15 protein-coding genes and 1 pseudogene are annotated in these 13,526 nt (G+C 70.5%); 6 read left to right on the top strand and 10 right to left on the bottom strand.

Annotation, left to right across the window (positions count from 1 at the left end; genetic code table 11):
- The first annotated feature begins 9 nt into the window (after positions 1 to 9).
- The 3 genes from CF165_RS11725 to CF165_RS11715 are packed head-to-tail and all read left to right on the top strand — an operon-like array spanning position 10 to position 1,757.
- On the top strand, positions 10 to 792 hold the full coding sequence (locus CF165_RS11725) for an enoyl-CoA hydratase/isomerase family protein (RefSeq protein WP_093947505.1): 783 nt from the start codon (positions 10 to 12) through the stop codon (positions 790 to 792).
- Positions 793 to 807: 15 nt separating this feature from the next.
- Positions 808 to 1,317: a sigma-70 family RNA polymerase sigma factor gene (locus tag CF165_RS11720; RefSeq protein WP_093947504.1), complete on the top strand. Its 510-nt coding sequence runs from the start codon at positions 808 to 810 to the stop codon at positions 1,315 to 1,317.
- Positions 1,314 to 1,757, top strand: a complete 444-nt coding sequence (locus CF165_RS11715; RefSeq protein ID WP_093947503.1) for an anti-sigma factor family protein — start codon at positions 1,314 to 1,316, stop codon at positions 1,755 to 1,757. The genes CF165_RS11720 and CF165_RS11715 overlap by 4 nt, the downstream gene beginning before the upstream one ends.
- 141 nt (positions 1,758 to 1,898) lie before the next feature.
- Here the strand turns inward: CF165_RS11715 and CF165_RS11710 are convergent, their stop codons facing one another.
- Positions 1,899 to 3,113, bottom strand: a complete 1,215-nt coding sequence (locus CF165_RS11710) for a winged helix-turn-helix domain-containing protein (RefSeq protein WP_093947664.1) — start codon at positions 3,111 to 3,113, stop codon at positions 1,899 to 1,901.
- Between the two features lie 59 nt (positions 3,114 to 3,172).
- Between CF165_RS11710 and CF165_RS11705 the strand changes: the two genes are divergently transcribed.
- Entirely contained in the window at positions 3,173 to 3,730 is a 558-nt protein-coding gene (locus CF165_RS11705) for a GNAT family N-acetyltransferase (protein WP_093947502.1), read from the top strand.
- A 66-nt stretch (positions 3,731 to 3,796) separates the two neighbouring features.
- On the opposite strand, the pseudogene CF165_RS52520 reads toward CF165_RS11705, so the two are convergent.
- A pseudogene (locus CF165_RS52520) lies at positions 3,797 to 4,099 on the bottom strand (GtrA family protein); the annotation flags it as partial.
- Positions 4,100 to 4,345: 246 nt separating this feature from the next.
- Between CF165_RS52520 and CF165_RS11695 the strand changes: the two are divergent.
- The gene (locus CF165_RS11695) at positions 4,346 to 4,864 is read left to right on the top strand and encodes a YqaA family protein (RefSeq protein ID WP_093947501.1); all 519 of its coding nucleotides are present in this window, start codon (positions 4,346 to 4,348) and stop codon (positions 4,862 to 4,864) included.
- Here CF165_RS11695 and CF165_RS11690 read toward each other — a convergent pair.
- From CF165_RS11690 to CF165_RS11675, 4 genes are read right to left on the bottom strand one after another with little or no spacing between them, the layout of a single operon-like run.
- Positions 4,829 to 5,008, bottom strand: coding sequence for a DUF397 domain-containing protein (locus CF165_RS11690; protein WP_338023416.1), 180 nt, complete (start codon positions 5,006 to 5,008; stop codon positions 4,829 to 4,831). The two genes, CF165_RS11695 and CF165_RS11690, sit on opposite strands and share 36 nt — an antisense overlap.
- An 8-nt stretch (positions 5,009 to 5,016) precedes the next feature.
- On the bottom strand, positions 5,017 to 5,850 hold the full coding sequence (locus tag CF165_RS11685; RefSeq protein ID WP_167441415.1) for a helix-turn-helix domain-containing protein: 834 nt from the start codon (positions 5,848 to 5,850) through the stop codon (positions 5,017 to 5,019).
- Between the two features lie 23 nt (positions 5,851 to 5,873).
- A complete protein-coding gene (locus CF165_RS11680; RefSeq protein WP_093947498.1) occupies positions 5,874 to 6,626 on the bottom strand; it encodes a hypothetical protein in 753 nt (250 codons plus the stop codon).
- Positions 6,623 to 7,474, bottom strand: coding sequence for a LysR family transcriptional regulator (locus tag CF165_RS11675; RefSeq protein WP_093947497.1), 852 nt, complete (start codon positions 7,472 to 7,474; stop codon positions 6,623 to 6,625). The genes CF165_RS11680 and CF165_RS11675 overlap by 4 nt, the downstream gene beginning before the upstream one ends.
- Positions 7,475 to 7,532: 58 nt before the next feature.
- Here CF165_RS11675 and CF165_RS11670 point away from each other — a divergent pair, with 58 nt between their 5' ends.
- Entirely contained in the window at positions 7,533 to 8,501 is a 969-nt protein-coding gene (locus CF165_RS11670; RefSeq protein WP_093947496.1) for a substrate-binding domain-containing protein, read from the top strand.
- Here the strand turns inward: CF165_RS11670 and CF165_RS11665 are convergent.
- The 4 genes from CF165_RS11665 to CF165_RS11650 all read right to left on the bottom strand — a co-directional run bounded on the left by CF165_RS11665 (position 8,487) and on the right by CF165_RS11650 (position 13,386).
- On the bottom strand, positions 8,487 to 8,945 hold the full coding sequence (locus CF165_RS11665) for a tetratricopeptide repeat protein (protein ID WP_167441414.1): 459 nt from the start codon (positions 8,943 to 8,945) through the stop codon (positions 8,487 to 8,489). The two genes, CF165_RS11670 and CF165_RS11665, sit on opposite strands and share 15 nt — an antisense overlap.
- Positions 8,942 to 9,682 carry a 4-hydroxy-tetrahydrodipicolinate reductase gene (dapB, locus tag CF165_RS11660; protein WP_093947495.1) on the bottom strand — a complete coding sequence of 247 codons (741 nt, stop codon included), beginning with the start codon at positions 9,680 to 9,682 and terminating at the stop codon, positions 8,942 to 8,944. The genes CF165_RS11665 and dapB overlap by 4 nt, the downstream gene beginning before the upstream one ends.
- Positions 9,679 to 11,043, bottom strand: coding sequence for a M16 family metallopeptidase (locus CF165_RS11655; protein WP_093947494.1), 1,365 nt, complete (start codon positions 11,041 to 11,043; stop codon positions 9,679 to 9,681). The genes dapB and CF165_RS11655 overlap by 4 nt, the downstream gene beginning before the upstream one ends.
- An 87-nt stretch (positions 11,044 to 11,130) precedes the next feature.
- Positions 11,131 to 13,386, bottom strand: coding sequence for a polyribonucleotide nucleotidyltransferase (locus tag CF165_RS11650; RefSeq protein ID WP_093947493.1), 2,256 nt, complete (start codon positions 13,384 to 13,386; stop codon positions 11,131 to 11,133).
- Positions 13,387 to 13,526: the final 140 nt, after the last annotated feature.

Genomic DNA, 13,526 nt, shown 5'->3' with positions numbered 1-13,526 from the left:
GGAGAGAGCATGGCTGACCCGACCGTCGCAGTGGACCTGCAGGCCCCCGTCGCGACCGTGACCGTGAACCGGCCACGGGCGCGCAACGCGTTGTCGTCCCAGGTGCTCACCGAGCTGCTCGCGGTGTGCTCCTCGCTGGGAGAAAACCCCGGGGTGGCGGGGATCGTGCTCACCGGCGCGCCCGGCCCGGCCTTCGTCGCGGGGGCCGACATCCGCGAAATGGCGGCGCTGGATCCGTCGCAAGGCGCGCGGTTCGGTGCGCTGGGCCAGGAGGTCACCCGGGCCCTCGAACGGCTGCCGGTGCCGGTGATCGCCTGCGTGGACGGCTACGCGCTCGGCGGTGGCTGTGAACTCGCGCTCGCGTGCGACTTCGTCTACGCGACGCCCAAGGCGGTCTTCGGCCAGCCCGAGGTGCTGCTCGGCCTGATCCCCGGGTTCGGGGGCTGCGTGCGGCTGCTCCGGCAGGTCGGTCCCGGACGTGCCCGCGAGCTGATCTACACGGGCCGTCACCTCGACGCCGCGGAAGCGCAGCGGATCGGGCTCGTCAACGAACTGTTCGACAGCCGCGAAGCCATGCTCGACGCGGCCCGCGCCACGATCACGGCGGTGTCCCGCAATTCCCGTGACGCGGTGGCGCTGGCGAAGAGCGCGCTGAACGCCGGCCGCGGCCGGACCGTGGAAGCCGGCCTGGAGCTGGAGCTCGCGGCGTTCCGTGCGGCGTTCGCCGGTCCCGACATGCGCGAGGGCACCGGCGCGTTCCTCGCCAAACGCGAACCGGTGTTCGGCCGCTGACAGGGGTGGTGCGCCATCAACGAGACGCACACGGCGCTGCTTCAGGCGCTCCACGACCAGCACGGCCCGGCGCTGTGGCGGTACGCCCTGCGCCTGACCGGTGACGACCAGCTCGCCCAGGACGTCGTCCAGGAGTCCTTGCTGCGGCTGTGGAACAGCCCGGCGATCCTCGAACAGGGCGAACCGGCCTCGCGCGCGTGGCTGTTCACCGTCGCGCGCAACGTCGTGATCGACGAACGCCGCAGCGCACGCTCGCGCCGGGAAGTGCGCTCGACCGCGCTGCCGGACGAGTCGCGCTCGGACCCGATCGACTCGGCGCTGGACGCCTGGGTGATCACCGACGTGCTCACGCAGCTGACCGAGGACCACCGCACGGTCATCGTCCGCGCGTACTACATGGGGCAGTCGGTCGCCGAGCTGGCCACGGAGCTGGAGGTGCCGGAGGGAACGGTGCGCTCCAGGCTGTTCTACGGCCTGCGGGCGCTGCGGCTGGCGTTGCAGGAGAGGGGGTTGACCAGGCGGTGAGCGATCCGTACCGGGACTGGGACGCCGCCTACATCCTCGGTGCCCTGTCCCCGGGTGACCGCCGCGAGTACGAGCAGCACCTCGAAGGCTGTTTTTCGTGCGCGGCGGCGGTCGCGTCGTTCGCGGGGATGCCGGGGATCCTGTCGGCGGTGCCTCGCGAGACGACGGCGGAGCTCCTCGGCCCGGTTTCGTCGCCGGCGACGCTGCTGCCGGGCCTGGTCCGCGCGGCGCGGGCGGGGCAGCGGCGGACGCGGACCCGGGTGGCGGCCGCGATCGCCGCGACGGCGCTGGCGGGCGCGGTGGCCGGTTCGCGGTTCTTCCCGCAGCCGTGTTCGCACGCTCCCCGGTTCGACCGGACCACGCTGGTGCCCGTGACGAGCCTGGGGCCCGGGCCTGCCGGTGGTGCCGCTCGCGGGGGCGCCGGTGGCGGGGTCGAGTGAGCGGGCGAGCGGCGCTGCGACGACATGAACGACTCGTTCCTGTCGTCCGATGACATGAAAGGGTCGTTCATGTCATCGGCGCGCGGTTCCTCGGCCGCCGCGCCGCGCTCAGCCGGGTGCTCGCTCTCTCCTCCGCGGACCTCAGCGCACCAGCTTCGCCAGCGGCCGGGCCAGGTCGCCGCGAGCACCGACCGTCACGCCTGTCAAGCCGAGCCACTCCGCCATGTGGCGCAGCTCCGCCGCCAGCTCCGGGAGCACCCGGGCCACGTCCACGCCCTCCTCCGCGAACGCGCCCTGGACCCGCAGTACCCCGGCCGCGCGGTCGGACTTCAGGTCCACCCTCGCCACCAGCGAACCGTCCAGGAGGAACGGGAACACGTAGTACCCGTACACCCGCTTCGGCTCCGGGACGTAGATCTCGATCCGGTAGTGGAACCCGAAGAGCCGCTCGGTGCGGGCGCGTTCCCAGATCAGCGGGTCGAACGGGCACAGCAGCGCCCGGCCCGTCACCGTCCGGGGGGTGCGGGCCGCCGTGTGGCGGTAGGCCGTGGCCTTCCAGCCGTGGACCGCCACCGGCTCCAGGATCCCCGACTCCACCAGCTCCGCCACCGCCTGGCGCGCCGGGGCCGGGCCGAGGCGGTAGTAGTCGCGCAGGTCCGTCTCCGTCGCCACGCCCAGTGCCCGCGCCGACCGCTCGATCAGCCCGCGCGCGCCCTCCTCCGCCGAGACCGACTGCGAGAGGATCTCCGGCGGGACCACCCGCTCGGTGAGGTCGTAGAGGCGTTCGAAGGAGCGACGCGTGCCCGTGGTCAGCTGGCCGGTGCCGAACAGGTACTCGCAGACGCGCTTGACCTCCGACCGCTCCCACCACGAGCCCGGGCCGCGCCGCTGCACGTCAGCCTCCACCGCGCGCTCGATGCCGCCCGCGCCGATCGGGCCGAGTTCCTTGACCACCGAGAGGATCTCGTCGACCAGCTCCGGCGACTTCTCGATCAGCGGTTTGTAGTGCTTCCACCAGCCGTCACGCTTCGCGCGCGAGCGGAGCAGCGGCCAGTCCTCGATCGGCAGCAGGCTCGCCTCGTGCGCCCACGTCTCCACCAGCAGCCGCGGCTGACGGGCCGAGTGCGCCCACGCCGCCGCGTCGAGCAGCGCCGGATCGTACGCGCCCAGCCGCGAGAACACCGGCATGTAGTGCGCCCGGACCGCGACGTTCACCGAGTCCAGCTGCAGCAGCTGAACTCGGGAGAGCACGCGTTTCAGGTGCCGCCGTGACGGCACGACGGACGGACGTGGGTCGGCGAAGCCCTGTGCGGCCAGGAACGTCTTCCGGGCCGTCGAGACACTGATCGTTTGCATGGTGAAGCTCATGGTGCCACCCACCACCGACAAAAACCGGCACCAGTAAGTTCTCGGACATGAGCGACGCCGCCGTCCGTCCCGCCGACCTGTCCGACGCCGCGGAGATCGCCCGCATCCAGCGCGACACCTGGCACGCCGCCTACGAGGACCTGCTCGGCAAGCAGGCCCTCGCGGAGCTGGACGCCACCGACCTCGCCGGCACCTGGACCGAGACCATCGACTACCCGGGCAGCCAGGTCTACGTCGCCACCGAAGGCGAGTTCACCGTCGGGTTCTGCGTCGCGGGCCCCGCCCCCGAAGGCGAGGTCGCCCAGGCTGATGGGAGCCTGCCCGAGGACGCGGACACCACCGGCCTGATCGCCACCCTGCTCGTCGAGCCGCGGTGGGGACGCCGCGGCCACGCCGGACGGCTACTCGCGACGGCCGCCGCGGGCCTGCGGGCCGACGGCGCCTCCCGCGGCATCGCCTGGGTCGCCCAGGGCGACCACGCCTCCCTCGGTTTCTACCGCCGGGCCGGCTGGAACCCCGACGGCACCGTCCGCACCCTCGACACCGGCGAGCGCATGGTCCGCGAGGTCCGGCTCACCGGCACCCTCGACCTCGGCCTGGCCTGAGTCCCGGAAGATCACCCACCGCATCACGGCGTACATGAACACGCCTTCGCAGGCGCCCGCGACCAGCCGCGAGACGTGGTATTCGACGCCCAGCGCCGTCAGTCCCGCGCCCACACCCAGCAGAAACGCCGCGTAATTGACACCGATCGCGACGATGTAAAGCGCGAGTTGGCTGCCCACGGCCGCGTGGGAATGGAAGTTGAACGTCCGGTTCAGCACGAAGCTCAACCCGAACGCGCAGCCGTACGCCAGCGTGATCGCCAGCCAGACGGGCCAGCCCAGCAGTCCGTGAAAAGCGGTCAGCAGCGTGAGGTCGACGCCGAACGTGAAGCCGTTGATCAGGCAGAAGCCGAGAAACGTCGGAGCCACGATCCGCGACAGACCCAGCGGAAGTACCCGCACGACGGCCCGGCAGAGGGCGCCGAATCGGTCAGCGGGCGTACGGGGTTGCTCGGCGGCCACCCCGTCAGTGTTCCGACGGGAGGTGACGGGAAGCCGTCCGGCAGGTGATCTTCCGGTGCGGACCACCGGCCGAAGAGGGGGGTTAACCCCCGTGCGCGGAGATTTCGAACTGATAACTTGGTAGGACGCGAGCGATTTTCAGGAGGTGACACGATGAGCTGGATCCTGCTGACGCTGGGCGTGGCGTTCGGTTCGGCCATCGTGCCGCTGATCAACGCCGAAGTGTTCCTGCTCGGGCTGTGCGCGAGCCAGCCGGGGCTGCACTGGCTGTGGCTCGGGGCGGCGGTGGCGGTCGGGCAGATCGCCGGGAAGACGCTGTACTACCTGGCCGCCCGCGGGACGATCAAGCTGCCGAAGCCGTTGCACGACCGGCTGCACCGCGAGCGCCCGATGACGCCGAGGCGCGTGCGCTGGCAGCTGCGGACCAAGAAGATGCGCGGCTGGGTCGACGGGCTGCGCGAGCGCTGCCACCGCCACCCGCACTGGATGGCCGGGACCTATGGGGTGAGTTCCCTCGTGGGCCTGCCGCCGTTCATGGCGACGAGCGTGCTGGCCGGGCTCGTCCGGATGCGGCTCGCGACCTTCCTGACCACGGGGCTGGCCGGAAGGTGGATTCGCTTCAGCTTGATCGCGGCTTCACCCGCGGTCTTCGCGGGGTGGCTGCACCACTGAGCAAAGTGCGGTCCAGGCGGCCCGCGAGACGGTGAGCTGGCCGAGTTGACGCGCCTTCGTGTCCCGGACGCCGACAGTCTCCGCGAGCAAAACCTCGACACACTCGTCTTTCGCGGTGTAGCTCGATTTGCGCCACGTGAACACGATGCCCCCTATCGCGCCATCTCCTGCAGCAGGGCCCGCGAGGCCTCCTCGCTCAAAGCCTTGCCCGACAAAAGCTTTACCAGCTTCCGGTAGCTGGCGATAGCGCCCAACTCGTTGACGAAGGCGCTGGCGTGGTGATGCTCCAGCAGGACGATCGCCGGGTCGCTGGGGAACTCGTAGAGCGCGAACATGCCACCCTTGCCGGGGTGATACCCCACCTCGCCGGGCAGAATACGCACTGAAATGTTAGATGTAACAGCTAAGCGGAGCAGGTGGTCGATCTGGTCCGACATGACGTCCGCATCGCCGACCACCTCCCGGATCGCCAGTTCGGAGATGATGGCCTTGAGCCGAACGGGATCGTACCCGGAGAGAATGCGCTGCCGTTTCAGACGAGACACCAGCCGCACATCGACTTCCTCGACCTTGATGTCCGAGGCGGCGAGAAGCGCGCGGGCGTAGTCGGGCGTCTGCAGCAATCCCGGAATGATCAGCGGGGACCAGTTGGTGATCAGGCTCGCCGACCGCTCGCACTGCATGACCGCGGTGAGCGCGGCGGGCAGATCCGACGGGTTGGAGTCCAGCCAGTTGGGATCCTTCACGTGCTGGGCCAGGAACAGGAGCCGGTTCGTCACCGTCCGATCCACCCGCAGGTATCCGAGAATCCGCGCGACCTCCTCGACCGGCGGTACCCGGATCCCCAGCTCCCACTGGGACAACAGCCGCGGATCGACCTCCAGTGCCCGCGCCAGCTCCCGCAACCCGAATTTCCGTGCTTCGCGTACTTCGCGCAGCGAAGCGGACAACGCCCGAGTACCCGGTGAAGACGAAGTCTGTTTCATGCGGGCGATGCTACGAAGGCCCGTCATTTCTCGAATGAACGACAACTGTCAGCGAATTGCCACACCCCGGTCCCGGCGACGGCCACGACGAAAGCCCACCCGCCGATCGGCTCGGCGAGCACGGCCACCAGAAAACAAAACACCGAAAACCCGCCGAGCCCGCGCAGCACACCCCGCGTGGTCGCGGCGGCCGCGGCCGGACCCCCTTGCGCCAGGGCGAACACCGCGACGACGCTCGTCCCCGTCGGAAACGGCGCCAGCACCCCGGTGAGGTCCGGGCCGAGCCGGCCGGCCGCGGCCGTCAGGGCCACCACCAGCGCCGCCGTCGTGACCGCGCGGGCGGGCAGGTCCCACCACGGCGGCGTCACCGGCTCGGCCTCCCCCGGGACCGGCATGAGCCGGATCCCCGCCCAAGCCGCGGCCAGGGCCAAGCCGAGAGCCACCCACGCGGGCACCGGTTCGAAGGACAACGCCAAATCCAGCGACAGGCACACGAGCCAGCCGACGAGCAGAGTGCCTGCCCAGCCTCGCGCCCGGGACACCCGCGCGAAGACCACCGCGAACGCGGCCAGCGACACCAGCCCCAGCAGCGAGGCCGACGCTGCCCGCGCGACGAACGCCGATCCGTGCTCCAGGTACGTGATCAGCAGGATCGGGCCCGCGATGACCGGCATCGCAACGAGCAGGCCCGTCAGGCCCGGCCCCCAGCGCCGTCCGGCCAGCGACGACCCGACCACCAGCAGCGGCGCCAGGACGAGCTTGAGCAGCAGCGTCACCGGGTCGCCGCCGCCGTGATGCGCACGAAACCGCGGACGAGCGGGCTGCTCGCCGCTTTCGGCCACGCCACCACCAGCTCGCTCGGCGGGCGGTCGGACGCGGGCACGACACGCAGGCCCGCCGGCAGCGGCTGGTCCACCGGGGCGAGCGCCGCGACGGCGTTCCACAGCACCGCCTGCAGGCACTCCTGGACCGTCCGCAGGACCGGGGCGTCGTCGGCGGGCGGGCCGCCCGTCCAGTACGCCGTCCAGCGGGGGTCGGCGCCGTCCGGGAGCCGGACCCACCGGCGGCCGGACAGGTCGGCCGTCGCCACCTCGGGCCGGCCGGCCAGGGGGTCGTCGTCGCGCAGCACCACGCCCACCCGTACCGGGCGCAGCACGTGGACGCCAAGTCCCGCGCTCTCGAACGGCGTCCGCGTCAACGCCACGTCGACCAGGCCGGCGCGCAGGCCCGCCGTCGGGTCGGCGAGGTCCGTTTCGTGCACCCGGACGTCCACGTGCGGGTACTGCTCGCGGAACAGCGGGACCAGCCGGGAGCCGACCTGCTCCGCCGCGTCCGCCAGGGTGCCGATCGTCAGGGTCGCCGCGCCCGCCGCCGCGGTCACCCGGTCGCGGATGCGGCCCGCCTGGGCCAGCAGCGCGACGGCCTCGTCGTACAGGGCGGTTCCGGCGGCGGTGAGCGCGACTCCCTTGGGCGTGCGCTCGAACAGCGTCGCGCCCAGCTCGTCCTCCAGCCCGCGCACCGCCCGGCTCAGCGGCGGCTGCGCCATGTGCAGGCGGCTCGCCGCGCGGCCGACGTGCCGCTCCTCGGCCACCGCGACGAAGTACCGGAGCACCCGCAGGTCCATACCGCCAGAGTATCGAGCCGGCCGAACCGGTCTTGGACGTCCCGGGCCGCCCGCGCCGATGATCGGAACCATGAAGATCGGATGCTTCCCCTACGACACGACCCGGCAGCTGTTCGAAAGCAGCTCGGTCGAGACCGCCGCCACGCTGCCCGAGATCTTCGACCGGGTGGTCCGCGGCGAGTTCGACGTCGCCGAACTCGGCCTGACGTTCTACCTGCGCCTACTGGAAGAAGGCATGCCGTACGTGGCACTGCCGATCTTCCCGAACCGGGTCTTCCGGCATTCGTGCGTCTTCGTCAACACCCGCTCCGGGATCGCCGGTCCCGGTGACCTCACCGGTCGGACCATCGGCGAATTCGGGACCTACGGCCAGGACTCGGGTGTCTGGGCCAAGGGCATCCTGATGGACGAGTACGGGTTCAAGCCCGAGACGAACCGCTGGGTCATCGGCGGCCTCGAACACCCGTCGGCGCCCTTCGGTTTCATCCCGCACCCGCACCCCGACGCCGTCGACGTCACCCCGGCCGGGCTGGGCAAAACGCTGAACGACATGCTCGCCACCGGCGAGATCGACGCGCTGTTCTCCGCCAACGTCCCGCAGTGCGTGCTCGACGGGCACCCGGACGTCGCCCGGCTCTTCCCGGACTTCGTCGCGCGGGAACGCGACTACCACCGCCGGACCGGGATCTTCCCGATCATGCACACGATCGTCGCCCGGCGGGACCTCCTGCGGGACGATCCCGGCCTGGCCCGCCGCGTCTACACGATGTTCGAAGCCGCGAAGGATGCCGCCGCCGAGCGCTACCGCCGCGGCCGGCGGCTCTACCAGGTCCAGACCATGCTGCCCTGGACGAACGCACTGGTCGACGAAACACTCGACGAGTTCGGCGAAGACTGGTGGCCCTACGGGATTTCCGCCAACCGCTCCACCCTGGACACGTACCTGAGGTACCACTACGAACAGGGCTTGTCCTCGCGCCGGTGGCAGATCGAAGAGATCTTCGCGCCGGAGTTACTCGGCACCTGAGCGGTCGGCCGCTTCCAACTCGATCGCCTTTTTCATCGTCTCGCGCGCCCGGCGCCGGTCGCCCGCTATGTCGTACGCGTACGCGAGCTTGTACCAGGCCCGCCAGTTGCCCTGGTCGGCTTCGACCTCCGCGCGACGCTCCTCGAACCACGCGTCGGCCGCCTCGCGATCCACCCGGCCCGAGGGGCGACGCGGCAGGTCCGAGACGTCCGGGAGCGCGCCCTCGACGTCCAGGCGGCGGGACAGGCGCTGGACCTGCAGGCCGTTGCGCCAGGTCATGACGACGACCCAGATGCCGAGGACCGGCAGCAGCAAGACGCCCGCGCCCAGCGCGATCCCGACCCCCGTCCCCGTCTTGACCAGGGCGAACGCCCGGTCCGCCAACAGGAACAGGTAGACGATCAGCGCCGCCGTCAGCAGCAGCGCCACATTGCGGGCCTTCACAGGTCGAGGACGTTTTCCAGGCCGACCGTCAGGCCGGGACGGTTCAGCACCTCACGCACGCCGAGCAGCACGCCCGGCATGAACGACGTCCGGTCGAGCGAATCGTGGCGAATGGTCAGGGTCTCCCCCTCGCCGCCGAACAGGATCTCCTCGTGCGCGACCAAGCCCGGCAGACGGACCGAGTGCACGCGGACCTCCTCGACCGTCGCGCCGCGGGCGCCGTCCAGCTCGGCCGTCGTCGCGTCCGGGCCCGGCGTCACGCCAGCTTCCGCGCGCGCGGAAGCGATCATCCGGGCGGTGTGCGCGGCGGTGCCCGAAGGGGCGTCGGCCTTGCGGTTGTGGTGCAGCTCGATGATCTCGGCCGAGGCGTAGAACTTCGCCGCCTGGGCCGCGAAGCGCATCGCCAAAACCGCGCCGAGGGCGAAGTTCGGCGCGATCAGCACACCCAGTTCAGGCTTCGGCTCCAGCAGCGCACGCAGCTCAGCCAGCCGCTCCTCGCTGAAGCCCGTGGTGCCGACGACCGCGTGGATGTCGTGCTCCACCAGGTACTTCAGGTTGTCCATGACGGCGTCGGGGTGGGTGAAGTCGACGACGACCTGGGCGTCGGCCAGCGGCGCGAAGTCGTCGCCCGCGTCCAAGGCGGCGACGAGCTTCATGTCCGAAGCGCCTTCGACGGCGTTCACCACCGTCGCCCCCATCCGGCCGCGCGCGCCGAGCACACCGACGTTGATGGTCATGAAGCGATCACCTCGTGCAGGTCGTCGGGAAGGTCGTCGGCGTGAGCGTACGGCCCGACGACCGCCGCCGCCGAGACCCCGCCCGGCCGCGCGAACAAAGTGCGAGCGAGCGCACACACGTCCTCGGTGGTCACCGCGTCGATGCGGGCGATTGTGTCGTCGACGCCCAGGTAGTGGCCGTAGTTGAGCTCGTTCTTGCCGATCCGGGACATCCGCGACGACGTGTCCTCCAGGCCCAGCACCAGCCCGCCGCGCAGCTGGCCCTTGGCGCGGGCCACCTCGGCGTCGGTCAGGCCGTCGACGCCGACCTTGTCCAGCACCTCGCGGATGACGCCGGCGACGTCGCCGAGCTTCTCCGGCTGGCAACCCGCGTACACGGCCATGTGCCCGGTGTCGGCGTAGCTCGCGACCGACGAATACACCTGGTAGGCCAGCCCGCGCTGCTCCCGGATCTCCTGGAACAGCCGCGACGACATGCCACCGCCGAGCGCCGCGTTGAGGACCGACAGCGCGAAGCGGCGGTCGTCGTGACGCGACAGCGACCGCAGGCCCAGCATGACGTGCGCCTGCTCGGTGTCGTCGGTGTGCAGGGCCAGCTTCGGCACGGTCTTGATCCGGGCGCGGCCCTCACGCGGCGCGATCGGCGTCGCGGTGCCGTTCAGGCGCTCGCCGAGTGCCTTGCGCACCAGCCGCAGCACCTGGTTGTGGTCGACGTTGCCGGCCACCGCCAGGACCATCCGCGGCAGCGTGTACCGGCGCTTGTAGAAGTTCCGGAGGGCGGCCGGTGACATTTCCACGATCGACTTCTCGGTGCCGAGCACCGGGCGGCCGAGCGGGTGGTCGCCGAGGATGGCCGTCACGAACGTCTCGTGCAGCAGGTCTTCGGGGTCGTCGTCGCGCATCGAGATCTCTTCGAGGACGACGCTGCGTTCCATGTCCATGTCGCGGTCGGTGCACAGCGCCTCGAACACGACGTCGGTGACCAGGTCCATGGCGAGTGGCAGGTCGGCGTCGAGCACCTGCGCGTAGTAGCAGGTGTGCTCCTTCGCCGTGAAGGCGTTGAACTCGCCGCCGACCGCGTCGATCTCCTCGGCGATCTGCGTGGCGTCACGGTGTTTCGTGCCCTTGAACAGCAGGTGCTCGAGGTAGTGCGCGGCCCCGGCGACGGCGACCGGCTCGTCGCGGGAGCCGATGCCGACCCACAGCCCGACCGTCGCCGAGCGGGACGCGGGGACGTGCTCGGTGATCACGCGCAGCCCGCCGGGCAGGACACTGCGCTTGACAACCGCACCGTCCGAAGTGGACTCGAGCGTGCGGGTGGTGCCGACGGGCTGCTCGTGCCCGGAAACCTGCCGTGCCATGGGTTCCTTACTCACCTTGCCGTGAAGGCCACCTCGGGAGTCCCCCGAGGTGGCCTTCACGGACCGATATTTCGCTGAACTGCGGCCTTACTTGGCGTCGGCCTTCTCGGCGTCGGCGGCGGGAGCCTCAGCGTCGGCGGGCTTGGCCGGCTCGTCCTCCTTGACGACGATCAGGCTGATCTTGCCGCGGTTGTCGATGTCGGCGATCTCGACGCGGAGCTTGTCGCCCACGTTGACCACGTCTTCGACCTTGTTGATCCGCTTGCCGTTGCCCAGCTTGGAGATGTGCACCAGGCCGTCCTTGCCCGGCAGCAGCGAGACGAACGCGCCGAACGCGGCCGTCTTCACCACGGTGCCGAGGAAGCGCTCGCCGACCTTGGGCAGCTGCGGGTTGGCGATGGCGTTGATCAGGTCGATCGCCGCCTCCGCCGACGGGCCGTCGGCCGCGCCCACGTAGATCGTGCCGTCGTCCTCGATGGAGATGTCGGCACCGGTCTGCTCGGTGATCGAGTTGATCATCTTGCCCTTCGGGCCGATGACCTCGCCGATCTTGTCGACCGGGATCTTCACGCTGGTGACGCGCGGGGAGTACGGGCTCATCTCGTCCGGGCTGTCGATCGCCTCGGCGATGACCTCCAGGATCGTGAGGCGAGCGTCCTTCGCCTGCTTCAGCGCGGCGGCGAGCACCTCGGAGGGGATGCCGTCGAGCTTCGTGTCCAGCTGCAGCGCGGTGATGATGTCCTTGGTGCCGGCGACCTTGAAGTCCATGTCGCCCAGGGCGTCCTCGGCGCCGAGGATGTCGGTGAGCGCCACGTAGCGGGTCTCGCCGTCGACCTCGTCGGAGACCAGGCCCATCGCGATGCCCGCGACCGGCGCCTTCAGCGGCACGCCGGCGTTGTACAGCGCCATGGTGGACGCGCAGACCGAACCCATCGAGGTCGAGCCGTTGGAGCCCAGCGCCTCGGAGACCTGGCGGATCGCGTACGGGAACTCGTCCCGCTTCGGCAGCACCGGCACCAGGGCGCGCTCGGCGAGCATGCCGTGGCCGATCTCGCGGCGCTTCGGCGAACCGACGCGGCCGGTCTCGCCAGTGGAGAACGGGGGGAAGTTGTAGTGGTGCATGTAGCGCTTGTGCGTCTCCGGGGACAGCGAGTCGATCTGCTGCTCCAGGCGAAGCATGTTCAGCGTGGTGACGCCCAGGATCTGGGTTTCGCCGCGCTCGAACAGCGCCGAGCCGTGCGCCCGCGGGATCACGGCGACCTCGGCCGAGAGCGACCGGATGTCGGTGAGGCCACGGCCGTCCATGCGGATCTTCTCGGTGAGGACCCGCTGGCGCATGATCTTCTTCGTCAGGGCCTTGAACGCCCCGCCGATCTCCTTGTCGCGGCCTTCGAAGGCCTCGCCTTCGCCCAGGCCGACCTTCTCCAGGACGGCGGCCTTGACCTCGTCGGTCGCGGCGTCGCGGTCCTGCTTGCCCGGGATCTGCAGCGCGCGGGCCAGGTCGTCGGTGGCGATCGCCGCGACGGCCTCGTAGACGTCCTGCTCGTAGGCCAGGAAGACCGGGAACTCACCGGTCGGCTTGGCGGCGACGTCGGCCAGCTTCTGCTGGGCCTCGCACAGCACCTTGATGAACGGCTTCGAGGCCTCGAGGCCTTCGGCGACCGCGACCTCGTCCGGCGCCTTGCCGCCGTCGGCGATCAGGTCGAGCGTGCGCTCGGTGCCCTCGGCCTCGACCATCATGATCGCGACGTCATCGCCCACGATGCGGCCGGCGACGACCATGTTGAAGGTCGCCTTCTCCAGCTGCGACCAGGTCGGGAACGCGACCCACTGGTCCTCGACCAGCGCGACGCGCACGCCGCCGACCGGGCCGGAGAACGGCAGGCCGGCGATCTGGGTCGACGCCGACGCGGCGTTGATGGCCAGCACGTCGTACGGGTCGTCCGGGTTCAGGCTCTGGACGGTGATGACGACCTGGATCTCGTTGCGGAGACCGTCGGTGAACGACGGGCGCAGCGGCCGGTCGATCAGGCGGCAGGTCAGGATCGCGTCGGTCGAGGGACGGCCCTCGCGGCGGAAGAACGCGCCGGGGATGCGGCCGGCCGCGTACATGCGCTCCTCGACGTCCACCGTCAGGGGGAAGAAGTCGAAGTGGTCCTTCGGGTGCTTCGACGCGGTCGTCGCCGAGAGCAGCATGGTCTCTTCGTCGAGGTACGCGACGACGGCGCCGGCGGCCTGCTTGGCCAGGCGGCCCGTCTCGAAGCGGACGGTGCGGGTGCCGAACCGGCCGTTGTCGATCACGGCTTCGGTCTCGTGCACGGTGACTCCGGTGGAGTCGGTCATAGGGTGTTTCTCCTCTTTAGTTCCTTCTATACGGCGCGAGTCTCCCACCCTGGGACCCATTTCGCCTGAGGACGCTCGAGGAATGAGGCCGGTCTTCGATCGAAGCTCCCGGGACGCTTCCCGGGAACCACTACCGAGGA

It is taken from the genome of Amycolatopsis vastitatis (genome assembly GCF_002234595.1).
Classification (GTDB): domain Bacteria; phylum Actinomycetota; class Actinomycetes; order Mycobacteriales; family Pseudonocardiaceae; genus Amycolatopsis; species Amycolatopsis vastitatis.
This window is presented reverse-complemented; position numbering and strand designations above follow the sequence as displayed.

Excerpts from the sequence above, each read along its gene's own strand:
- CF165_RS11685 (WP_167441415.1), bottom strand. The coding sequence starts at position 5,850 with ATGAAACAGACTTCGTCTTCACCGGGTACTCGGGCGTTGTCCGCTTCG.
- CF165_RS11695 (WP_093947501.1), top strand. The coding sequence starts at position 4,346 with ATGAGCTGGATCCTGCTGACGCTGGGCGTGGCGTTCGGTTCGGCCATC.
- CF165_RS11650 (WP_093947493.1), bottom strand. The coding sequence starts at position 13,386 with ATGACCGACTCCACCGGAGTCACCGTGCACGAGACCGAAGCCGTGATC.
- CF165_RS11705 (WP_093947502.1), top strand. The coding sequence starts at position 3,173 with ATGAGCGACGCCGCCGTCCGTCCCGCCGACCTGTCCGACGCCGCGGAG.
- CF165_RS11710 (WP_093947664.1), bottom strand. The coding sequence starts at position 3,113 with ATGCAAACGATCAGTGTCTCGACGGCCCGGAAGACGTTCCTGGCCGCA.
- CF165_RS11725 (WP_093947505.1), top strand. The coding sequence starts at position 10 with ATGGCTGACCCGACCGTCGCAGTGGACCTGCAGGCCCCCGTCGCGACC.
- CF165_RS11670 (WP_093947496.1), top strand. The coding sequence starts at position 7,533 with ATGATCGGAACCATGAAGATCGGATGCTTCCCCTACGACACGACCCGG.
- dapB (WP_093947495.1), bottom strand. The coding sequence starts at position 9,682 with ATGACCATCAACGTCGGTGTGCTCGGCGCGCGCGGCCGGATGGGGGCG.
- CF165_RS11655 (WP_093947494.1), bottom strand. The coding sequence starts at position 11,043 with ATGGCACGGCAGGTTTCCGGGCACGAGCAGCCCGTCGGCACCACCCGC.
- CF165_RS11675 (WP_093947497.1), bottom strand. The coding sequence starts at position 7,474 with ATGGACCTGCGGGTGCTCCGGTACTTCGTCGCGGTGGCCGAGGAGCGG.